Annotated in this window: 23 protein-coding genes; 16 read left to right on the top strand and 7 right to left on the bottom strand. The window is 37.6% G+C overall.

Annotated features, from left to right (window positions below; all coding sequences use genetic code 11):
• Window positions 1-1,383: 1,383 nt before the first annotated feature.
• The 4 genes from ACKC4Y_RS06590 to ACKC4Y_RS06605 all read right to left on the bottom strand — a co-directional run bounded on the left by ACKC4Y_RS06590 (window position 1,384) and on the right by ACKC4Y_RS06605 (window position 2,625).
• Complete coding sequence (locus ACKC4Y_RS06590) at window positions 1,384-1,599, bottom strand: EexN family lipoprotein (RefSeq protein WP_409360982.1); 216 nt, start codon at window positions 1,597-1,599, stop codon at window positions 1,384-1,386.
• Window positions 1,600-1,657: 58 nt separating this feature from the next.
• The gene (locus tag ACKC4Y_RS06595; RefSeq protein WP_409360983.1) at window positions 1,658-1,876 is read right to left on the bottom strand and encodes an EexN family lipoprotein; all 219 of its coding nucleotides are present in this window, start codon (window positions 1,874-1,876) and stop codon (window positions 1,658-1,660) included.
• Window positions 1,877-1,926: 50 nt separating this feature from the next.
• The gene (locus ACKC4Y_RS06600; protein WP_409360984.1) at window positions 1,927-2,142 is read right to left on the bottom strand and encodes an EexN family lipoprotein; all 216 of its coding nucleotides are present in this window, start codon (window positions 2,140-2,142) and stop codon (window positions 1,927-1,929) included.
• A 192-nt stretch (window positions 2,143-2,334) separates the two neighbouring features.
• On the bottom strand, window positions 2,335-2,625 hold the full coding sequence (locus tag ACKC4Y_RS06605; protein ID WP_409360985.1) for an EexN family lipoprotein: 291 nt from the start codon (window positions 2,623-2,625) through the stop codon (window positions 2,335-2,337).
• Between the two features lie 663 nt (window positions 2,626-3,288).
• Here ACKC4Y_RS06605 and ACKC4Y_RS06610 point away from each other — a divergent pair.
• Entirely contained in the window at window positions 3,289-3,447 is a 159-nt protein-coding gene (locus ACKC4Y_RS06610) for a hypothetical protein (RefSeq protein ID WP_409360986.1), read from the top strand.
• 258 nt (window positions 3,448-3,705) lie between these two features.
• Here the strand turns inward: ACKC4Y_RS06610 and ACKC4Y_RS06615 are convergent, their stop codons facing one another.
• The gene (locus ACKC4Y_RS06615; protein WP_409360987.1) at window positions 3,706-4,035 is read right to left on the bottom strand and encodes a hypothetical protein; all 330 of its coding nucleotides are present in this window, start codon (window positions 4,033-4,035) and stop codon (window positions 3,706-3,708) included.
• A gap of 767 nt (window positions 4,036-4,802) precedes the next feature.
• Here ACKC4Y_RS06615 and ACKC4Y_RS06620 point away from each other — a divergent pair.
• Window positions 4,803-5,648 carry a TIGR01459 family HAD-type hydrolase gene (locus ACKC4Y_RS06620; RefSeq protein ID WP_409360988.1) on the top strand — a complete coding sequence of 282 codons (846 nt, stop codon included), beginning with the start codon at window positions 4,803-4,805 and terminating at the stop codon, window positions 5,646-5,648.
• The gene (locus tag ACKC4Y_RS06625; RefSeq protein WP_409360989.1) at window positions 5,648-6,649 is read left to right on the top strand and encodes a bifunctional riboflavin kinase/FAD synthetase; all 1,002 of its coding nucleotides are present in this window, start codon (window positions 5,648-5,650) and stop codon (window positions 6,647-6,649) included. The genes ACKC4Y_RS06620 and ACKC4Y_RS06625 overlap by 1 nt, the downstream gene beginning before the upstream one ends.
• A gap of 262 nt (window positions 6,650-6,911) precedes the next feature.
• Here the strand turns inward: ACKC4Y_RS06625 and ACKC4Y_RS06630 are convergent, their stop codons facing one another.
• Window positions 6,912-7,241 (bottom strand): TIGR01244 family sulfur transferase, encoded by a 330-nt coding sequence (locus ACKC4Y_RS06630; RefSeq protein ID WP_409360990.1) that lies wholly within the window; start codon window positions 7,239-7,241, stop codon window positions 6,912-6,914.
• Window positions 7,242-8,350: 1,109 nt separating this feature from the next.
• Here ACKC4Y_RS06630 and parA point away from each other — a divergent pair.
• From parA to ACKC4Y_RS06645, 3 genes are all read left to right on the top strand, one after another.
• Window positions 8,351-8,980 (top strand): ParA family partition ATPase, encoded by a 630-nt coding sequence (parA, locus tag ACKC4Y_RS06635; protein WP_409360991.1) that lies wholly within the window; start codon window positions 8,351-8,353, stop codon window positions 8,978-8,980.
• A complete protein-coding gene (locus ACKC4Y_RS06640; protein ID WP_409360992.1) occupies window positions 8,977-9,207 on the top strand; it encodes a hypothetical protein in 231 nt (76 codons plus the stop codon). The genes parA and ACKC4Y_RS06640 overlap by 4 nt, the downstream gene beginning before the upstream one ends.
• Before the next feature lie 2,095 nt (window positions 9,208-11,302).
• The gene (locus tag ACKC4Y_RS06645; protein ID WP_409360993.1) at window positions 11,303-11,518 is read left to right on the top strand and encodes a hypothetical protein; all 216 of its coding nucleotides are present in this window, start codon (window positions 11,303-11,305) and stop codon (window positions 11,516-11,518) included.
• Window positions 11,519-12,913: 1,395 nt separating this feature from the next.
• Here the strand turns inward: ACKC4Y_RS06645 and ACKC4Y_RS06650 are convergent.
• Window positions 12,914-13,657: a hypothetical protein gene (locus ACKC4Y_RS06650; RefSeq protein ID WP_409360994.1), complete on the bottom strand. Its 744-nt coding sequence runs from the start codon at window positions 13,655-13,657 to the stop codon at window positions 12,914-12,916.
• A gap of 365 nt (window positions 13,658-14,022) precedes the next feature.
• Between ACKC4Y_RS06650 and ACKC4Y_RS06655 the strand changes: the two genes are divergently transcribed.
• The 10 genes from ACKC4Y_RS06655 to virB11 all read left to right on the top strand — a co-directional run bounded on the left by ACKC4Y_RS06655 (window position 14,023) and on the right by virB11 (window position 22,672).
• Window positions 14,023-14,334: a TrbC/VirB2 family protein gene (locus ACKC4Y_RS06655; RefSeq protein WP_409360995.1), complete on the top strand. Its 312-nt coding sequence runs from the start codon at window positions 14,023-14,025 to the stop codon at window positions 14,332-14,334.
• A complete protein-coding gene (locus ACKC4Y_RS06660; protein ID WP_409360996.1) occupies window positions 14,335-14,646 on the top strand; it encodes a type IV secretion system protein VirB3 in 312 nt (103 codons plus the stop codon).
• Window positions 14,647-14,651: 5 nt separating this feature from the next.
• Entirely contained in the window at window positions 14,652-17,006 is a 2,355-nt protein-coding gene (locus tag ACKC4Y_RS06665; RefSeq protein ID WP_409360997.1) for a VirB4 family type IV secretion/conjugal transfer ATPase, read from the top strand.
• The gene (locus ACKC4Y_RS06670) at window positions 17,003-17,440 is read left to right on the top strand and encodes a type IV secretion system protein (protein WP_409360998.1); all 438 of its coding nucleotides are present in this window, start codon (window positions 17,003-17,005) and stop codon (window positions 17,438-17,440) included. Before ACKC4Y_RS06665 ends, ACKC4Y_RS06670 begins: the two co-directional genes overlap by 4 nt.
• The gene (locus ACKC4Y_RS06675; RefSeq protein ID WP_409360999.1) at window positions 17,427-18,413 is read left to right on the top strand and encodes a type IV secretion system protein; all 987 of its coding nucleotides are present in this window, start codon (window positions 17,427-17,429) and stop codon (window positions 18,411-18,413) included. The genes ACKC4Y_RS06670 and ACKC4Y_RS06675 overlap by 14 nt, the downstream gene beginning before the upstream one ends.
• Window positions 18,414-18,619: 206 nt before the next feature.
• Window positions 18,620-18,934 (top strand): type IV secretion system protein VirB7, encoded by a 315-nt coding sequence (locus ACKC4Y_RS06680; RefSeq protein WP_409361000.1) that lies wholly within the window; start codon window positions 18,620-18,622, stop codon window positions 18,932-18,934.
• A complete protein-coding gene (locus tag ACKC4Y_RS06685; RefSeq protein WP_409361001.1) occupies window positions 18,924-19,592 on the top strand; it encodes a virB8 family protein in 669 nt (222 codons plus the stop codon). The genes ACKC4Y_RS06680 and ACKC4Y_RS06685 overlap by 11 nt, the downstream gene beginning before the upstream one ends.
• Window positions 19,589-20,455, top strand: a complete 867-nt coding sequence (gene virB9 / locus ACKC4Y_RS06690; protein WP_409361002.1) for a P-type conjugative transfer protein VirB9 — start codon at window positions 19,589-19,591, stop codon at window positions 20,453-20,455. The genes ACKC4Y_RS06685 and virB9 overlap by 4 nt, the downstream gene beginning before the upstream one ends.
• Entirely contained in the window at window positions 20,448-21,605 is a 1,158-nt protein-coding gene (virB10, locus tag ACKC4Y_RS06695; protein WP_409361003.1) for a type IV secretion system protein VirB10, read from the top strand. The genes virB9 and virB10 overlap by 8 nt, the downstream gene beginning before the upstream one ends.
• Window positions 21,602-22,672 (top strand): P-type DNA transfer ATPase VirB11, encoded by a 1,071-nt coding sequence (gene virB11 / locus ACKC4Y_RS06700; protein WP_409361004.1) that lies wholly within the window; start codon window positions 21,602-21,604, stop codon window positions 22,670-22,672. Before virB10 ends, virB11 begins: the two co-directional genes overlap by 4 nt.
• Window positions 22,673-22,724 lie beyond the last annotated feature (52 nt).

Genomic DNA, 22,724 nt, shown 5'->3' on the forward strand with positions numbered 1-22,724 from the left:
ATTTTTAATCCAGAATCCCTTTACTCACTCCTACACAGACGTTTTCATCATTTTAGTGCGATACAATCTTCGCGCATATCATCAAATAACGCATAATTTGCCATCGCAGTCACTTCTTTACACTGATCTCCAGAGGAAAAAGAAATCATAAGAATGATAATTTTCTCTGCAAAACGAAGCTTTTTCTGAGAAATGTATCTTAACTCTCAACATTCAGAACCGCACTATACTGTTGCTCCCCTCTTGCAATAATCATCAATGATTGTATTGGATACACCTTCATAGGCAGCTTTAGTCAATCTTATTACTGCGTAAAATCAATCAGAAGACTTGTATGAAAAAAGTTTTTTCAGACGACACCTACACACTGAAAAAACAGACAAATACAATAAATCTTTCACCTTTTTTATGCTTCACAGTGCCAAAGCACCTTAATTTCTTATAAGATTAAAGAAGAATTTTAAACTTGCCGAATGTGTTGTATCAGCATATATTACAGGCTGTAACATTATATTATTCATAAAATTGATACCACAAAGAACAAAAAAGAGGTTCTTATGGCTGATCTTATAAAAACCGCGATGCTTTATTCAACGTTGATCGTCAGCATCAATGCTTTTGTTGTCTTAGCGCTCGTAATAGAGATGCACTAAACATACCCTCCTGGCTTTTTGGTGAACTGCCCAGAGAAGCACCGCAAATTTAAGACCAAAGAAGAATGTTAATATAGCAGATCAATCACGTACCAATTTCAATTGTCGCGTCTAATTATTCTTGTGTTAATCGTTGTTTTTATACGCATTTTTTACAATCAGACTCAATATTTTCACTCCCTCTTCAATCGTAATGCCCTTTTTAAAATACCTCACTTCTCTTCCACTTTCTATTGAAAAGCACAACTCAACAAACCCAAAATTTCGTTGACTGTTCATGAGGTGTATGCATGTCGTGCAACCTTTTACACATACTTTCAATATAAGCCTATCTTCACTCGTAAACACTGTGAAATCCTTATATCAATAAAGACACAATACTCCTTCAAGAAACTGTATGATAAAAACCTGTTTTGCTTTTCCCTTATCCTCAGTTTCTACATCAAAAAGGTATTGGTTGTTTTTGCTAACCAATTTTCTAAACTAGAATGAAAACCATGGAAACATACCTCAAATCCAGCATGTTGCATGTGTCATGATATGCTGTTCCCATGAAGAGAGAAAACCCCCTCAAAGAGGAGGTCCTCATTTACTGAAACCGACATCTTTGACGTTCAAGACAAAATTCACTCTCTCTTGAAAGAGAGCAAAAACAATATTGTCACAATTACTTTTTATAATTTTACAACTGTCTTTTTTTCCTCAGATTTACGAAGACTGAGTATAATTTTTAATCTCCAAAAAGAAGTTGTCTACCCGCTTTTATTGCATTCTCACAATTTTGAGATGTCTGCATAGATGGCCCACCTAAGTAACACTTCTTTTCCCATTCGAGGCGTAATTTTTCGTCTTTCTTAAAATCTTCTACGTTGTAGATTTTTTCTTTACAACCAGCAACACCAAGTCCAGTGCAAAGGAGCAGTGCTGTTATAATGACTTTGTTCATGAATGAGTTCCTCTCCTTTTTTCTTTCCAGTTTTTTGCTTATCGTCATTTATAAAGCTTTACTCAGGCCAACTGTTTTTACGCGTTTCACGTTCAGCTTGCTCTGCATTTTTACAGTTTTGAGAATCGAACTCCCCTGAAATAAAACATTTCTCTTTCCACTGCTGGAGTAATTTGGGATCTTTCTTAAACTCTTCTACGCTGTAGATTTTTTCTTTACAGCCAGCAACGAAAAGACCCACGCAAAACAGCAATGCTGTGATAATGACTTTGTTCATGATTTAATTCCCCTTCGGTCTTTCAAATTTATGAAGTTTGGGCGCAATTTTTAACGCCCCATAAAAAGTTCCATATACGCTTGTTGAACATTTTTACAATTTTTGGATGTCTTTACAGAAGATGGTCCTATCTTCTCACATTTCTTCCCCCATTCGTCGAGTAATTTTCCATCCTTCTTAAACTCTTCCACGCTGTAGGTTTTTTCACAACCAGCAACAAAAAGACCAATGCAAAGAAGCAGTGCTGTAATAATGAATTTGTTCATGAATGAATTCCCCCTTTGTCTTTCAAAGTTATGAAGTTTGGGCGCAATTTTTAACGCCCCATAAAAGTTGTACATTCAGGTCATTGTGCTTTCCTACAATTTCAACCCCGCCTATACATTAGATTTTTTGTAACCCATGACGATAAATCGAGCGCAAAGAATGAACGTTACCATAAATATTTTGTCGATGATTTAATCGTTATCTTGTTTTTTCTCAGCTTCATTTCTCTTTTTGATATTTTCACGAAGTTCCTTTGCAAGATTTTTGTAGTGCTCTTGAAAAAGTTCCATATCGGCTTGTATGACATTTTGGCAATTTTCGGATGTCTCTAGAGAAGATAATCCCATCTGTTCACACTTCTTTCCCCATTCTTCCATCAATTTTTTATCTTTTTTAAATTCTGCTACGCTATAGGTTTTCTCGCAACCAGCAACGACAATTGCAGTGCAAAGCAGCAATGCTGTTATAATGATCTTGTTCATAAATAAATTCCCCTTCTGTCTTTCAGATTTACGAAATTTGAAAGACAATTTTTAATGCCCCATAAAAAATTCACCACATGCTTGTTCAGCACTTTTATAATTTCGAGATGGCTTCATAGATCTCCCTTGGCTCTTCACACTCAACCCATTCGTCGCGTAATTTTCATCTTTCTTCAATTCCACTACGCCACGTTTTTTTTCACAACCAATAACGAGAAGCCCTGTACAAAAAACAGGGTTATAATCATAACGTTCTGGGAGAATAAGTTTTGTAAAGCACAAATCTCAGTAAACTGATCGCTTATTTTATCCCCCCTCTAAACATTACTATAAGTTAATAAAATGGGCATATAGCTGAAAAAAAGAATAAACACTACTGTTTAATTGTAATATTTTTTTCTTTAGTATAAAATAAACAAGAAATAATCTCTCATTCACAACCATTATGAACGCAATCTTATGAAGAACCCGTGCCTGTCTCTTCAAGTGCGATACAGGTAAAAAGCAGTATTCCTTTTAAAATGATCATATCAGCAGATAAAGCCTCATAGGTGAGAAGTGGAAAGAAAAAGAATTGTTCGGCAATTTTTCTCACGCAATGGGATTAAGGCACCAACATGACAAAGAGGAAGCTTTGTCACAACATGGCTTTTTCTCAAAACAATGGGTAAAAATGTTACTTGTCGGCAAATTCGTATCATTCAACAGGGTCATTATGTACAGCGGTTTGTTGATGAGGTTGATCGGGCGCACTTGGGGCTTGCAGAAAGAGTGATGATTTTGACAAAATCAGCATCATTTTCCCTCACCAGCAAATTATAAAAACTTATAACCTGCCACTCAAAAAGCACAAAATGAACTACGGTCTAGTGAATTTGGCAAGCCAAAAGAGTGGAGAAAAAATCATAACAATTATAATCGCATTGACCTTTAAAGATTTATAGGAAAAATAAAAAGTCAGTGAAACACCAACATGCTTAAGTCGTTTCCAGTGAACCGCGCTCTGTATCAGTTTTGTAGTGACAGCATACTCTCTTATGTAACATCACTCAAAGAGTGTAAGATCAATATCGGGTGGTGCTAAATGCAATAAGAGTCCATCAAAAACCAAATGAGACATGAAGCGCCAAAACCAAAAGTGAGAAATAGAATTACTAAAAATATGAAAGGCGTTCTATATATTTCTGCTAACTGGTTTGATACTCTGAATCCATAACAAACATAACAAAAGCCAAGCAGTAAATAATTTGCTCTTTTTATGATTCTTAATATCCCCTTAATCAGTCCACGAATTTCCAAAAGAAAGGAAAAGATTGTGTATTTCAATTTTCCATATTTTTTCGTGTGTGTAGTGGATGGGATGGGTTGTGCTTCGTCTGAAATTTCTTCTTCACGATCACGACGCGTCATCAAATTTTCATTAACTTCCCCCCATATATCTCAATTCAGCGCGCACAGATTTATTTATATTCTAGTAGCTTTGTAGTTACACAACAGAAATAAAACATGCAACTGTTACTTTGTTGGATGCAGTTGCGGGGTAATCCTTTGCTCCCCAAAATGGATTGTACCATTGAAATTTTATAAGAATGTTACCATCCTTTACACAATATCTTACCCATCCGCCGATTTCATAAAGCCAAGCGCGAGATGCTGTAATTAAAACGACTGTCCCTGAAGGAATATAAGATTGAGGATAATAAGCCTATTATCCATCATCAAGACCTTGATCAATTAACTATACAGGAACATAAAGTTTGTTGATGCGTATCACATTTGTTGAACGATATACTTCTCCTCTTTATGGTATCTTATATTGCTGAATATAAGAAGAAGCTTTCTTTCCAGCGTAAAAATTGAAATTTAAACAACAAGAAAATGCAAAAACAATTGCAAAGATTGCTCTCTATTTGTATTTCATAAATGAATCTTCCCCCAATTATTTCTCATAATGATGATTTCAGAAAAAATATAAAAAAATCAACAAATTATAAAATAATGTTTTTTATAAGTTATACTTTCTTATGTAGAATTGAGATCGTATTTGATGATCAAAAGTGTCCATAAAGAAAAAAGAGAGTGTTGAGAAAGCAGATGACAGAAGAATACTCTTCCGATAAGTAGTTTCACAATATAAAGACAGTTTAATAAATGGCAAATGTATAAACAGGTGCAACATGAATGAACTTACCCATATTGATAATATTATAGCACATTACGACGCTGTTTTTTGTGATGTTTGGGGTGTTGTGCATAATGGTGTGCACGCCTTTGAACCGGCATTGAAAGTGTTGCACAAAATTCGACAGATGGGAAAACATGTCATTTTCTTGACCAATTCACCTCGTCCGCGCGAAGATGTCATTGCTCAATTACAAAGCATGAATGTTGATAGCGATTATTATGACGCCATTATCACTTCAGGGGATGTAACACGCGATCTCATTCGTTCTGCACCGCGTAAAGTTTTTTTCATTGGTCAGCAACGTGATTTGATGTTGTTTGAAGGATTAGATTGTGAACTGGTTGAGGAATGGGAAGCCTCTGTCGTGGTTTGTAGTGGTTTTCTTGAAGATCTTGATGAAGAACCGTCTGCTTATGAAGAGATGTTTCATCGTATGCGAGCGCGCAATTTGCCGTTTATTTGCGCCAATCCTGATGTGATTGTACATTATGGAAATCAAGAGTTTTGGTGTGCTGGTGCACTGGCGCGTCTTTACCAACAATTAGGGGGAGAGGTGCGCATTGCCGGAAAACCCTACGCACCTATTTATGAGTGTGCCTTTGAAAAACTACAAAAATTTCGCGGGACAATGGAAAAAAATCAGGTTTTAGCTATTGGCGATGGTCTTTTGACCGATGTCAAGGGTGCAATCCATTTTGGTCTTGATGTCCTTTATATTATGGGGGGTATTCATCGTTATGATTATATGCAAAACGGTGTGATAGATAAGCAAGCTTTGCACTCTTTTATTGAACATCATGGCTATAAGCCACAAGCGATAATGTGGGCACTTCAGTAATGTCTGATTTTTTGCGTTTTCGGGGGATTCGTATGCTTCCTTTGGCTTGGCGAGGGGCAGTGTTGGCGCTTGGAAATTTTGATGGTGTTCATCGTGGACATCAGGTGGTGCTTCAAAAAGCGCTTGATTTAGCGCGTATAAGAAATAAGCCTGCTGTTGTTTTAACCTTTGAACCGCATCCAAGAAGTTTTTTTTGTTCTTCAACTCCTGTCGATCGTTTGACAGAAGCTGCTGAAAAAGCAGAAATTTTTAAAATCCTTGGGTTTAATGGTGTGATTGAACAGCCTTTTGATGCACATTTCGCTGCTCTTTCAGCAGATGAATTTATCACCCTCATTTTAAAACAAGCCTTTGATGTTTCAGTTGTGGTAACGGGTGAAAATTTTCAATTTGGTCATCACAAAAGTGGAAATTCACGCCTTCTTTGTGAAAGGGGTAAAAAATGTGGATTTGAGGTTGTTCAAATTCCTTGCGTGCGTAACCCACAAGATCCACAACAGTTGCTTATTTCTTCCAGCTTTATTCGTCAGCTTCTTTCACAAGGTCAGGTGGAACAAGCAGCCCATTTGTTAGGGTATCATTATCGGGTACGCTCAAATATTATCCAAGGCGAAAAACTCGGCCGGCTTTTGGGATTTCCTACCGCTAATCAGACTTTAGCGCCTCAAACCAGCTTAGCACATGGTGTTTATGCGGTACGGTTACGTCGTGCTAACGGTATTTTACATGATGGAGTTGCAAGTTTTGGTTGTCGCCCAACGGTGGTTAAAGATGGAATGCCACTACTGGAAACCTATTTGTTTGATTTTAACGATGATCTTTATGGAGAAAACTGCACTGTTTCTTTCTTAAAATTTTTGCGAGGACAAGAAAAATTTGATGGACTTGAGCCTCTAATTGCACAAATGCAACGGGATGAAAAAGTAGCAAGAGAAATTTTGATGGTAGCACAACCATTGTCAGAGTTAGATAGGCTGCTTACTTTTAAAAATATGCCTTAAGTTGATCTGAAAAGGATATGAGAGCAGCAAAAATAGCGCTTAAACTGACAATGATTAAAAAAATATACTCCAAAACATCGTGCAATATATGACTTTTTCGTTTTTGGGTGGGAGAATCAAATGTCTGGAGATCTGATTTAATCATTGTCTTACCTTTTGCTTATTTCATAATCTTCTGAAATCTTACGGCTTTTACTATGATTCAGAAGTTTATCGCTTGTTTCTTGCTGGTTGGTTAAGACAACGGATTAAAAACACGTAATTAAAGACATGCTAAACGATAAAGATGCATCGAGCGTGTTCCTTTGTAACAATAGGCAAGAAGAGGTCTTGGTGCTGTTTTTAAAATTGTTTGCATGGTTTTAATATCTGATTTTTCTATGGTAGGGGGTACAATGGGAATGTAGTGGGCTTTTATTCCATATTTTTGTGCTACCGCATTTATGAGAGAAAAATCAGGTTGATGCGACTCTTCTTGATCGGGACGGTTACAAACGATCGTTTTAAAACCAGCTTGCGCCAATGTTTGAATATTTTCCACGCTGATTTGAGCACTGATAAAAATGTTAGGTTCAATTTGTTGCAAGTTCATCCTTGTTCATCTCCGATAAGGTCTATCTTCATGATGTGCTCTTATTTAGTATCCAAAAGAATAATCAATTATGAAAGTGAAGTTTTTAAAGCGAATATTTTAACAGAAATGCCCTATCTGTCGAGAAAAATAGGTTTGGGGGAGAAAATATGACTATGCTATCAGGACATCTTATCTCATAAAATTTGTTTTATTGTTCTTTCTCTCTGCTTCTGTTGGCAACGCTTGATATGTTGTGTGAGCGTGATTATAGGAGATTTGTTTTTACGCAAAAAGAGATGTTGATGCTGCTAAAATAAGAGAGATTGCCTATTTCTAAAAGATTCCTTTAACTTTCTTTGATTTTGTTCGCTAAGTCTTTCCTCAAAGGCACTGTTCGAGGGATATGAAAGCATGGGCTTAAATTCATAGATTTCAGAGAAAATACCCTATTTCATGGAGATTGCGCAGTGTGTCTTCGTTTTGCTTTGCGCAATCCTTAAATAGAAGAAATCTTCCCTACAAAAACAACACACCATTGTGCTTAAACATTCAGGTAATTGTTTTAAACGAGGCATCCCACTTTGCTGCTAATCTTATCTCCTCGATATTGCTCGTGAAACGTATAAAAATCATTGGCCGTTATCCTCTTTACGCTTCTAAAACGTGTAAGCCAGCGTTTTCATTCGCTTTCTCGGCTTCTCATGTTTACCTGTTCTTACATTAATATGGTTCATAAGAAGCCTATAGAGTTCTTTCCCAAATGATTTTATATACACATATTCCCTCTCATGACGTGCAAAAAAGGTTCTTATGATTCTCAATCAAGAATGAAGTTGAGAAAAACTTTTTGTATTCTCATGCATATATAAAGGATGAATTCTCCTTATAAATAAAATGTCTTCTCTCAATGAGATGGAACAACTTTTTCCCTTATAGTTCCCCTATAGTACATTGTATCAACTACCCAGAAGGTGGGGGGCACTTCAAGCATTTAATGGGATTGGTACGTGTAGCCACTTTTATTGTGAAATAAGAAATGTCATTGTTTTGAACCTGTAAGATGTTTCTTGTATGCTTTGTTATTTTCTGTATAATCGCAAAAACGATAAAGCTGAAAGGCGTAATTCATGATCATTGGACTCTTGAATCAAAAAGGGGGTGTAGGAAAAACTACGTTGAGTGTAAACCTTGCTGCTAGCTTTGCACGAGCTGGGGCACGGGTTTTGCTTATTGATGGGGATCCGCAAGGGAGTGCATTAGATTGGGCGGCGGCGCGTGAAAATGCTCCCTTGTTTCCAGTTGTCGGTTTGCCGCGCGCAACAGTTCACAAGGAAATTACACAAATTGGTCATGATTATGATCATATCATTATTGATGGTCCTCCACGTGTGACGGATCTTGCGCGCAGTGCACTTATGGCTTCAGACTTCGTGCTTATTCCCGTGCAACCAAGTCCCTATGATATTTGGGCAGCTGATGGAATCGTAAAGCTTATTGACGAAGCGCGCGTCTATAAGGAAAATCTGAAATCTGCTTTTGTCATTAACCGTAAAATAGTCAATACAGCGATAGGACGTGATGTAGGCGAAGCCCTTGCCGTGTATCCGGTGCAGCTTCTTTCGGCTAGCGTTGCGCAGCGTGTGATTTTTGCCGAAGCAACAGCGCAGGGAAAAGCAGTCTATGAAATCAGTAAACAAGGATCAGCAGCAGCAGAAATTGAAGCTGTTGCAGCGGAAGTTAAGGTATTAGCACAATGAGTAAAAAGATTAAGATTGGTACAAAGCCAACCAATAAATCAACTCCTGTAACGGTTGATGCATGGGTAGAAAGCCGCAAAGGCAGTATGGATAAATGTATGAAACGTCTTACCATTGATGTGCCGGAAAGTTTGCATCGCTTGATTAAAATGAGTTGTGCCAGTCGTGGAACAAAAATAGCAGACGAAGTGCGTGAATTGCTTTTACAGAAATACGGAAAAGTGTAAAAACTGAGATACGGTAAAAAGTTTTTGTAGATTTCATTTATTTTTCTAAGAAGCAAAGGAAATCCATATAAACCATGATTGGTTGTGTCGTGTTTCACACATTGTGCTAAACTTGGTTTGCACATTTTCATATTTTCAAACATCTGAATTCTGTAAGTTGGGTATGAAATTGTAATCCTAAAATCAACAGATCAATCACATTGTGGTTATGGGATAAATGTTGGATGATATGTATGAAAATTAATGCTATTGTACCGGCATATCTTTTCGCGGCAATAAAAAAACGATTATGTTACGCAAACAATTGGGTTGAACTATCCGATTTTATCTGTTTAATGTTTATTCGCGCACTTTTTTGTTCTTTTATGACACTGTTTATTTTTTACTTCAGCGCATGCTACCAAGCATCAAAATACAAAAATCAATGGTGTAAGCTGCTCTGTTCGTTATGTTATGACAGTAATTATCATTTGTTAGCTATCACTCTTATGGACTGCATAACGTTTAAAGCTTTTAGATATGCCCCATAACGAGGCTGCTTTCAAAGAGATGAGAAAGCAAGCAATGCGTGTATTTTGGACAGCAACCAATTTCAAAATCAACCTGTTCAACACAGAAGCGAATTTCAACAAAGCCTATTTGCTCTCGAAAAAATGAACTTTTAGTTGTTTTATAAGACTTACCCTGTTTTATATCTGCTATGTCGCTGTAAATATGCTAAAATATCAATAAAACTGTGCATACTGAATTGAGGAATATGGGAGAGGCCACTGGATGATTTAGCTTCTATAAAGGTGACAAAAATTTAGACAAAGCATAGTCCATTCCTTCCAATCCACACAGTAAAAAATGCCTAAAATTAACCTCCCCACCCTCCATCTTCCTTTTGAATATGCGCAGGCTGATAAAGGGTACGCGAGGATGTTATACAAGCATGAGCTCCTATAAATTCAATATTCTGGTCAAGAAGTTACATGATAGGAGGAAGAGAAGCGCTGTCACTATTGTTTAGAATACCACTCATAATTATTTCAACCAACATGTGGTTGTACAGCATATATATACCTTGTCTCTATAACAGATTCTTATTGCGCTTAGTGCCATCTGATCTTGTCTTTACACTTTATGATTGATTTTACGGAAAAAGCACACCATCACTACAGAATTGATGCAAAGCATAGTCAAAAAGCTGAAAAACTATTGAGCTCGGCCAGCATCTCATTTGCTTCTTGGTTTTCTTATAATCTTTCAAGGTCAATAGGATTATAACTACGATGATCTCTTCTCCACTCTTTCTGTTTGTTTAAATTCACTAGACTACAGTCTACTTTGTGATTTTTGAGCAGAAGATTGTAAGTTTTTATAATCTGTAGGGTGAGAAAAAATAATGCTGATCTTTTGTCAAAACCATCATCTCTTCTGCAAACCCAAAGCGCACCAGATCAACCCCATCAACAAAACACTACGCATAATGGAACCTGTTGAATGACATGCGCTTGCCGATAAGTAACATTTTTATCCATTGTTTTTGAAACAAAACCAAGCCGTGAAAAAGCATCCCTGTTATGTCATGATGGCGCCTGAATCCCATTGCGTGAGGCAAATTACCGTGTTTTATAGGTTCCAATACCATATAATCGCATATTGCCGAACAATTCTTTTTCTCTCCACCCCTCATTTATCGGCCTCCATCTACTAACGTGATCACTTGAAAAGGAACACCACTTGTCATCGGTACAGTCCCTGAATAAACTAAAACGTTTTCTTCAAAAAATTGTGTTCACAATAGTTATGAATGAGATATTATTTCATACTAAGAAAGAAAATATTACAATCAAAGAGTAGCGCTCATTCTTTTTCAGCTATACGCTCCTTCTATTAACTTATACTAATCTTTAGAGGAGAACGTTTCTATGCTGAAATAAGCCAATCAGTTTACTGAGATTCATGCTTTACAAAACTTATTCTCCCAGAAAATCATTATCACAACACTGCTTCTTTGCACGGATCTTTGCGTTGCTGGTTGTGAAAAAAACTATAGCGTAGAAGATTTTAAAAAAATGAAAAATTATGCGAAGAGTGAATACCTAAATGGATGTGGAAAAAGCCTTCTAAAATAGAATCTCTTAAAAAGAGTGAAAACGTAGAAAAAGCACAAGGTGAACTTCGTAAAGAATCCTTTCAGAACGATTTTAAAAAATATCATAACAATGACAATAAACAAAAAGCGAAAAACAATCCAAAAACCGATAAGACAATAATTAATCATAAAAAAATCAACTTCGCATGGAAAACTAAAGAAGAACTATGATCTATTCACTATGGAAGAAACCGTTTTAAGGGAGCCCCTTGCAAGTGGAATGGACAAAGCCACTTAAAATCTTTCATCGATTCTATCTGCTCCGATTAAAACGTCTTGTACGCATCTACATTGCATTTATTATAGGTTACAACACCATCTACGGACGTTCTTTCATGCTCTTGTCAGGCTTTATAGCGATAGTTTTCAAACTTGGTATCTTCTAAAAGAAATTTGTGTAGACTCATCACTTATACAAATTTTCGCGCCCTAAAAAAACAAAGACACGCATAACAAGGACTCATACGCATTCATAAAACACTTTAATTTGGTGCTCCCGAAAATAATCGGGCACTTTTTATATCTTTTTTTAAGCTAGCAATACTTCTTGAACCTTTTACTTATCCCCCTCGTATTGAAGAGCCAAAACCCAACTCTCAAGATTAAAATGACTAACAAAAACCTTATCATTGTTAACACTCAACAACGATTAAAATTACCAGAATTGCACACAACTACCCCCCAATTATGAAAACAAAAAAATACTATGTTACATGACCTACACTCCGTCCCATTTCATAAGTAAAGCATTGATTGCTTTTCACTCCACATAAGAAATTCTCCTCATCAAGTAAAATCATCTATCTTTTATTCTATTAATATAGCAAAAAAATGGCCTTTTATTCCCTTAATGAAACCACCTCTTAAATGAGCCCGATACTTGAAAAGCAATAAGCCAACCACACCCAATTTATCTCGGCTCACTTTAACCGTCTTCAAGAGTTTCAGCCATCATTCTCTCTTTTAAGCACCCTCTCCCCATATTTTAAATGGTGTGTACTCATGCATCTGCTCTACAAGCTTGGTATTGCTATAAATCTAAAATTCTATTTTGGACCTCCCCAATTTGGAGCAAAAAATACCTGCAAAAATGACAATTCTGTTGGCTTACCATTGAGGAATTGATAGACGCGTGGATATCTTTTGATAGTTTGTTCATTTTTTTCTTTATTTTATCAATTTCGCTATAGAAATTCTGTTTTTGTAGCGTTTTTACTCTCTCTCCTTCTAATGAATCGCTACAAATCGCAATACCATTGATAATAATGACTTTTTATAAAAAAGATAAAATCGTACTTTTAAAGTATCATCTAATAAAGTAACAGAATCTATCTCCTTGTCTCAGAAACAATGAAAATGCCTTTGCCAAACCAATTGTTTTCCCTTCTTTCTTGAAGCATACCAATAAAAACAGAGAGACTGCTTTGAAAGCATACATATTGGGGAAATAAATGTACAATAAGCAAACCTCTATGAAAATAGCATATGCAAAATTCTTGCACCCGATTCCAATTTATTTGTAAGGTTTTCGCTACAAACATCAAATGAATAGATCAGTAAAGCCACTCATAAGTTTGCAAAAGGATTGTAAGATCCATTATCTCGCCGCCATTGTGAGGGGTCAGTGAAATCACTTGACCAAAGACCAACCTTGTTATTACGTGCTGTTTTCTCAGCACTCAGGTACTGTGCTGGAACAGGATTTTTACTCTCTTTTGAGAGCACCAACATACCCTCTGCAAGACCTGCTTCAGCTAAATCAACTCCTTGAACAAAACATTGCGCATAAGAAATACCATTGTGCATCAAAGCCTGTCTACAGGATAAATCTTTACCAAGTGTTTTGGTAACCAACCACGCCGTTGTAACTGCACCACAGGGCCATTCTTGATTGTTTAATTTTGCTTTTTGACGCGGTGCACAAGTATCCACACCATAGAGATGAATATTGCGGACGATATGTTTACGCCAAGATTGCGCAACAGGAGTAAACAATCTAAATGTGACACCACTGGTAACCGAAGCCCTACCCTGAAAAACAGCTACATTGTCCAATGAAACACTGTTCTGCAAATGATGATCCGATTCACTCTTTTCTAAATATTGTTTGATAATGGATTCCGTTGACTTCTTTTCTTCGACATGCATGTTAACAACATCTTGGATATCTCGCATCGTAAATATCTTGAAAACGCTTAAGTCTATTTTGTCTTTATATTGGCTTGCCCCCCACAAAATAGAACCTATAATGTAAACAATAACGATCATTTTAAATCGTACACGCTTAATACAGTCGCATAAAAAATTCATTATTCTCCTACCTTTTCATATTTTTATTAACAACTTGCCTACTCTTAAAATAAAAACTCTAAATAGGATGTTTGAGTATTAACTACATTCTGTAAGAAAAAACATTATTTCTTACAGCGTTTAATATTATCATCTCAAGAAAGATATAACTTAAAATTGCCATTTTTATGCAACACAATCTCAATGTGAAAAATCTTCCGTCTCTTGGCAAAAAATTGAGAGTGAGCAAATGCCGCTATCAAAGCTTTTAGAACAACAAAAACAAAAAAGTGAGCTAAACTGTGAGTTGTAAGATACTGGGGTCTTTTAGCCATTAGAGATAAGGAGATGTCAAGGGATAATCTATTTTTTCAAAGAGAGGTAAAATGACAAAGAATATATCCAAGAACAGCATATTTATCATTATCATGTTACTTTTAACTGCGCTCATTGTATCAAATCCTTCTTATGCTGCTGATGCTAGTGCATTTGGAAATCTTGATACTGTTTTAGATAGTATTGTTAAGATGATGACAGGTGCAACAGCAAGGCTCATTGCTACTATATGTGTTGCTGCCGTAGGTATTGGTTGGATGTACGGCTTTATTGATTTACGCAAAGCAGCTTACTGCATTATCGGTATTGGTATTGTTTTTGGGGCTCCCACTCTCGTTAATAAATTAGTGAGCACAGCATAAATGAACGAAGATCCCCTTTTCCTTGCTTGTACACGACCAGCTATGATTGCTGGTGTCACGATAGAAGCAATGGCACTTAATGCTATGACAACAACTATTCTCTTTATTTTGACAAGCGATTTTACAATGCTTGGTCTTGGCTTTGGCATGCATTTTGTTTTGCGTGAAATAACAAAATACGATCACAATCAATTTCGCGTATTATTCGCTTGGCTCAATACCCGAGGAAAACAAAAAAATCTTAAGAGATGGGGGGGTGGATCTGCATCCCCGTTACGCCTTATTCGTACTTATAAGGAACTAAGCAAGTGAAACAGATGTCCGTCATAAAACGGGAATCTTTATCTGAAGACTATATTCCCTACGTACGCCACGTCAACCAGCACGTCATTGCATTGAACTCGCGCTGCTTAATGACTGTGATGGCCATTGAGGGTATAAATTTTGACACTGCAGATATCGATCAACTAAATTCCTTGCATAACCAATTAAACACTCTCTTGAAAAATATAGCAGATGAACGTGTTGCTTTATATTCTCACATCATCCGTCGACGTGAAATGATTTATCCAGAGAGTCGGTTTTATTCATCTTTTGCGGCAACATTAGATGAAAAATACAAACAAAAAATGGTTTCGCAAGAGCTGTATAGAAATGATCTCTTCGTTTCACTGCTCTGGAATCCGGCATCCGATAAAACAGAACAACTTGCTTCATTTTTCCAGCGGTTAGCAAAAGCGAAGAAAACGCAATCTGAACCAGATATGGAAGCTGTTCGTAAACTCGAAGAGTTAAGCCAAGATTTTATGCAAGGTTTGGAGGCATATGGAGCACGCCTCTTATCAATTTATGAACATGAAGACGTTTTATTTTCTGAACAAAGTGAATTTCTACACCAATTGGTGGGGGGAAGGCGTGAACGCATTCCCCTTACATTTGGTACTATTGCCTCAACGATTTACTCAGATCGTGTTATTTTTGGCAAAGAAATTATTGAAATTCGTCATGAAAGTAATGAGCGCTTTGCGGGCATGTTTGGGTGGAAAGAATATCCTTCCAGAACGCGCCCTGGTATGACCGATGGTTTGCTTACAACACCGTTTGAATTCATCTTAACACAATCTTTTGTCTTTAAAAGTAAAGCAGCTGCCAGTGCTATTATGGGCCGCAAACAAAATCAAATGATTAATGCTGCTGATCGTGCCAGCTCACAAATTGAAGCACTGAATGAAGCACTGGATGATTTAGAGTCAAATCGTTTTGTTTTGGGTGAACACCATCTCTCACTAGCCGTTTTTGCTGACCATCCCAAAATATTGGCTGAAAATCTCTCAAAAGCGCGTTCCCATTTAACCAATGGTGGAGCAGTTATTGCTAGAGAAGATTTAGGATTGGAAGCGGCGTGGTGGGCGCAATTGCCTGGAAACTTCAGTTATCGTGCGCGTTCTGGAGCCATTACCAGCAGGAATTTTGCAGCTTTATCGCCATTTCACTCCTTTCCCATTGGGAAAATCGAAGGCAATGTTTGGGGATCTGCTGTAGCATTGTTGAAAACACAAGCTGGTTCTCCTTATTATTTTAATTTTCATTACGGTGATCTCGGCAACACTTTTGTGTGCGGTCCATCGGGATCTGGTAAAACTGTAATTGTAAATTTCCTTCTCGCACAATTACAAAAACACAATCCAACAATGGTCTTTTTTGACAAGGATCAGGGTGCAGAAATTTTTGTGCGAGCTGGAGGTGGAAAATATAAACCTTTAAAAAATGGGCTCCCCACAGGGATTGCACCATTAAAGGGCATGGAATACACGGAAAAAAACAAAGTCTTTCTTCGCAATTGGATTTTAAAGCTCGTCACCGCTGAAGGGCAAACGGTAACAGAACAAGAGCGACAAGATATCGCCAAAGCTATTGATTCCTTGGAAAGCTTGCCCCACGCACAACGCTCTCTCGGCGCTCTTCAACTGTTTTTTGATAACACATCAAAAGAAGGAATTGCTATACGGTTACAACGCTGGATCAGAGGCAATGACTTAGGTTGGGTTTTTGATAACGAGCAAGATGAACTCAATTTAGACTCCCAATTTATTGGCTATGACATGACCGATTTCTTAGACAATGAAGAAATTCGGCGCCCCCTCATGATGTACCTGTTTCACCGTATTCTTGATCTTATTGATGGACGGCGCATCATTATTGTCATTGATGAATTCTGGAAAGCGCTTGAAGACGATTCCTTCAAAGCTTTTGCGCAAGATCGACTCAAGACGATCCGTAAACAAAATGGCATGATGCTGTTTGCAACGCAAAGCCCAAAGGATGCTTTAAACTCAACAATCGCACACACGATTATTGAGCAATGCCCTACTCAAATATTTTTTCCAAATCAAAAAGCGAATTACCAAGATTATGTTGAAGCTTTCAAACTGACTGAACGTGAATTTGAATTGATACAGTCAGAATTAAGCAGAGAATCCCGTCGTTTTCTCATCAAACAGGGACAAAGTTCCGTCGTTGCCGAGCTTAACTTACGCGGCATGAACGATGAGATCGCCGTCTTAAGCGGTACAACCAAGAATATTGAACTCATGAATCAAATTATCAACGAATATGGAACAGACCCCGAAAAATGGCTGCCCATCTTTCATCAAAGGAGAGAAAAACAATGAAAAAATATGGTTTAATTACACTCTTATCTTTATCTTTCATCTCTCATGCAACGTCACAAACAATCTCCGAAGCAGATGAATATTATAAAAATGCATTAGAAAGCACACAAAAACTAAACGCCAAAAAATCAAGCACAGCTGAAACCGTTTATGAAAGTACAATAAAAACTGCAGAGGAAATCAAGCAAATAAGTAATAAATTGAAATCGCAAGAAAATCCTAAATCCGAGGAGTTACAAGCTCTTCAAATAGAGCTGTCTCTTCTTCAAGCAAATCTTCAAAAGGACGCTTTAAGACTTCAGTCTCTGGCTATGATTCAGGCAAAAGATACAAAAACAAAAGACGAAATCCGTGAAGAAGACGTACAGAAAAAACACCTAGAGATTGCAGAAAAATTAAAAGAACAACTCGAGAAATCTGATGTCCGACTTTAGTTTATCCCCCTTTGAGAAAATTTCTGAATATATTTTAGACCCACTCGATCATGTAATGAACTTGACAGTGAGTGCGTTATCTTCTGCTATTTCAGCCCCACTCAATCTTGCCTCGATCATTTTTATCTTTTTATACGGTTATAATGTTATGACTGGTCGCGTTGCTCTTTCCATGCATAGCCTTCTTAATAACGTTGTTAAAATCGTTGTGGTAACGACCATGGCAACGAACGCAGATACATTTAATATCTATGTGAAAGACATTTTCTTCAATGATTTAGCGAACGCCATTGGGAATATGCTTAACAGTAATCCCACGGGTTCTAATGTCTTTGACCATATTTTGTTACAGGCAACTGCACGTTATCAAGAGGTCTTATCGAAAGCTTGGTTCCTTGAAAAGATTCTGGTTGGCCTTCTTGGCTCTTTGATGGTTGTGGCTGTTATTATCTTTTGTATAGGTGGTTTCATTGTCCAAATATTTGCACAGGTTGCACTTGTAATGGTCATAGGTCTTGGACCACTCTTTATTAGTTTCTATTTGTTCAATGCGACCAGAAAATACACCGATGCATGGATTACGACATTGGTTAATTTTACCATTTTGCAAGTTCTGGTGATCATGCTTGGAACCATTATGTGCAAAGTAATTCTACACGTTCTCAAAGGCTCCTATGATTCAATCTACTACCTTTTCCCCCCTGTCCTTGTGATCTCAATAGTGGGGGCTGTTCTCTTCCGTACACTTCCTAGCATTTCCACTGCCCTCGCTAGTGGTGGACCATACTTTGCTGCTGGTGTCTCTACAGGCGGACAGTTTGTCAGCGTTATTAGCAATACTGCTAAAAATACTGGGAATGCAGCAAAAAGTGCAGTTACACACCTCGCTAATGCAAAAACCGGCGGCGCAGCAGGTGCCGCAGGTGGCGGAGGCGCTGCAAAAATGGGAGCTGGAGGTCGTGGTGCATTTTAATAAGAGATACCTCTTAAAAAGAATCAAAGTTCTTTTTTTCACCTTGCGTGCGCTTTTTAGCGCACGCTCCGCACCTATGTTGCATAAAATACTTGATATCTTTGGTTTCATAAAACCAATTAAACTCTTTCATCGCATGGCTTTTTGAGATCATTCAAAGCAAAAGCCCTCATGCATTGTATTCCAAAGTATTTATGAGTTCAAAAATGAAACGAAAAATAACTTTTTTTGTGATCCTATCCATTGTCCTTACCGGCTGTGCCTCGCTGAGTGGCCCCAAAAAACCACCGCGATGTAATGGCAAACAAACCCGTGCTTTAAATAAGAACAAATGGGATTGGGAGAATAAAGGCATAATCCTACAGGAAAAAATCGCAAAGCCTGTTATGACGCCTATCATTCTCAACACGCTGGAAAGTGAGCAAGCAACAGCAAACGTAACGCTTAAAACCACCTCCTTAAATCCCATAAAACAGGAAAAACTCTCTGATAAAACCTTGGAGGTTGCGCGTGAAAAGTAATGAATTTGATGAATATATAAAAGAAGCACGCTCATTCGATATTGATCGCATGCATGGTATGCGGATACGAATGAAAATTGCTATGGCCCTGACAGTACTTTTTGGATTAATGGCGATCGCCTTAGCCTTAGCTGTCGCAGCATTAGTCCCTTTAAAAACTGTAGAGCCTTTTGTTATCCGTGTTGATAGTTCAACAGGTATTGTTGATACGGTGAGTGCCCTAAAAGAATCTCCCAACAACTATGATGAAGCAATAACACGCTATTTTGCTAGCAAATATGTTCGTGCACGCGAAGGTTTTCAAGCATCTGAGGCAGAAAACAATTTTCGTTTGATCTCTCTTTTATCCTCACCAGAAGAACAAAACCGTTTTGCAAAATGGTATGCGGGAAACAATCCAAAAAGTCCGCAAAATATCTATCGAAACATGGTTGCTACAGTCACGATTAAATCAATCTCTTTTTTAAGCAAAGATCTTATTCAAGTGCGTTACTACAAAACAGTCAGAGAACTCAATGGAAGAGAAAATATTTCCCATTGGGTTTCGATTTTAAATTTTTCCTACATTAATGCACGTATTTCAACAACGGACCGCTTAATCAATCCCCTTGGCTTCCAAGTATCGGAATATAGATCCGACTCAGAGGTGATAAAATGATCCAATTTCTGAAAATAATCTTTTTAGCTTTCATTGTTGCCATAAGTTGTCATGCGATCCCATCATTTGCGGAAACAGCCCCTGTGAGTGCACGCAAAGATAATCGCATTAGATTTGTTAATTATGACCCTTATAATGTTGTACAAGTGATTGGCTCTATTCGTTCTTCAGTTCAGATTGAATTTGCTGATGATGAAGAAGTGCACTATGTAGGGATCGGCAATTCCGTTGCTTGGCAAGTTGCGCCAGCTGGGCACTTTGTTTTTTTAAAGCCACGTGAAATCCAGCCCATTACCAATTTACAAATTGTCACAAGCCGCCAAGATGGGACAAAACGATCTTATCAGTTTGAGCTACAAGTGCGTGAAGGCGATGTTTCAGCAGGGAATGAGACATATTTTCTGGTGAAATTTCGTTATCCAGAAGATGAAGCTTTGCGTAAGAAATTAGCCGATGCAGCAAAAGCTGCACAACGCGAAGAAAACTTTGTCAATGATGTTTTAAATATCCATGAAGATTTTGGACCCCGCAATTGGGCTTATGAAGCCCAGGGCTCTCCCCTCATTGAACCAAGCTCTGTTTATGATAACGGTAAAACAACAACATTCACATTTTTAGGCAATACTGAAATCCCTGCCATTTATCTTGTCTCATCTGATGGGCAAGAAGCTCTCGTTCCAAAATCGATTAAAGGAAATCAGGTCATAGTTCATGCCACAGCTGCGCAATTTACTTTGCGCCGCGGGAATGACGTGCTGTGCATCTTCAATAAAAGATTTTTGCCTGAAGGAATTAATCCCGAAACCGGTACAACATCACCATCTGTACAACGTAAAGTGCATATAGGAAACAGCCATGAATGATGAAATGGATGAAAATAACATTAATGATCGCGATACAATAAAAGACGCTCGAGGAAGAACCCAACATAGCAATGTAGGCAAAACATTTGCTCTTATTATTCTTTTCGGTGTCTGTATTTATTTAGCATATTCAACGCTTTACATAGATAAAAAACAACCCGTTGAACTTCCAAAAGAAGGGATTATTAAGCAAACAGAACTTTTTCTCCCTGCACAGTCAAAACCTGAATCCCTTGAACAACCTCAACAAAATAACACTCTATTGCCTAGAGTTGAGTTACCAACACCCAAAGTCAATCAATCAAAGCCGGATGATTCACTCTTGGAAGCAGCACAACGTGCTCCTGTATTGGCCTATGCAAATACACAATTTAACCAAGCGAATACAACAAAAAATAATAACGCTTTACCGAACCAACTTGAAGATAAACCTGATGAAACAGCGCAACACTTTAATCATCTTCTCAAGCCAACAACCCTTGAAGGTGTTCGCGCTTCAACACTTGGTAATCGAAACTACATCATTGCGATGGGCGCTTCTATCCCTTGTATCTTAGAAACAGCGATCAGCAGTGACCAACAAGGATTCACCAGTTGTATCGTCTCGAGAGATATCTTGTCAGACAATGGTCGGGTTGTCCTCCTTGATAAAGGTACACAAATTATTGGCGAATATCGTGCTGGATTAAAAAAAGGGCAAAATCGTCTCTTTGTACTCTGGAATAGAGCCAAAACACCAAGTGGGATCATTATCACATTAGCTTCACCAGCAACAGATTCTCTAGGACGTTCTGGTATGGATGGAGATATTGATAATCATTGGTTGGAACGGATCGGATCTGCGCTTCTTGTCTCAATTGTCAAAGATGCAACAGAGTATACGAAAAGACGTTTATCAAAAGGTTCAGAGAAAAACGATTCTGAAACAATCTCTTCAGGAAACAATATTGCAAATATTATCACAGGAAATTACAACAATATTCCTCCAACACTAACAAAAAACCAAGGAGAAATGGTGAATGTTTTTGTTGCCCGCGATTTAGATTTTTCCAATGTTTATAAATTGCAAGTAATCGAAAACAAAAAACAGATTACCAATCGAGCGATTTCAAGAAACTTCTATAAAAATTCTTCGGTGACTTTGAAATGAGACAAAACTTGCATCACTTAAACGATGATACCGTCGCAATTGTTTTAACAAAACTTGAACCACTTAATGCTTTTCTAAAAGATGATGATCTTTTTGAAATAGTCATCAATCGTCCTTATCAAGTGATGACTGAAGGAGTTAAGGGATGGAAAACAATAGAAGCACCAGAGCTCTCATTTCAGGAGCTTATGGGGATTGCTAAAGTTATCGCTTCCTATTCTAAGCAAAATATATCCGACAAAAACCCCATATTATCCGCAACCCTCCCCAATAATGAGCGTATTCAAATTGTTATCCCTCCGGCGGTGGAGAAAGACACGATCAGTATGACAATTCGCAAACCATCATCGCTCAGTTTTTCCCTCGAAGACTTAGCAAAGAGAGATCTTTTTTCACTGTGTGAACAAGTATCATTCACTCCCTTAAATGATTATCAAACGTGCTTTAAAGAACTCAAAAGCATTGAGCATGACTTAACAACTTCTTACTATAATAAGGATTTTGTCTCTTTTTTAAATCAGGCTGTAAAATGCCAAAAAAACATTTTAATTTCCGGAAAAACCGGTTCTGGTAAGACAACGCTATCAAAGGCATTAATTGCAAAAATTCCCGATGATGAGCGTATTATAACCATTGAAGACACACCAGAACTGGTGGTGACACAGCCTAATCATGTTTCCATGATCTATTCAAAAGATGGTCAAGGTTTAGCTTCTGTTGGCCCAAAGGAATTACTCGAATCTGCTTTGCGCATGCGTCCTGATCGCATTCTTTTACAAGAGCTTCGTGATGGTACAGCCTTTTATTATATTCGCAATGTCAATTCAGGCCATCCAGGTTCCATTACCACGGTTCATGCTTCAACAGCACTCGCTGCCTTTGAACAAATGACCCTTTTAGTCAAAGAAAGTGAGGGCGGAGGCGATTTAGAACGTGATGACATCCGAGGTCTGTTAATTTCAATGATTGACATCATTGTTCAATGTAAACGGGTTGAAGGAAACTTTAAGGTCACAGAAATTTATTATGACCCATTCAAACAACGAAACATCTTTGGGGGGAATTAAAGGGGAACAATGCCTGCACAAAAAAAGCTTTTTAAGGCAAATTTTGAAATCT

The organism is Bartonella heixiaziensis, from assembly GCF_046245125.2.
Taxonomy (GTDB): domain Bacteria; phylum Pseudomonadota; class Alphaproteobacteria; order Rhizobiales; family Rhizobiaceae; genus Bartonella; species Bartonella heixiaziensis.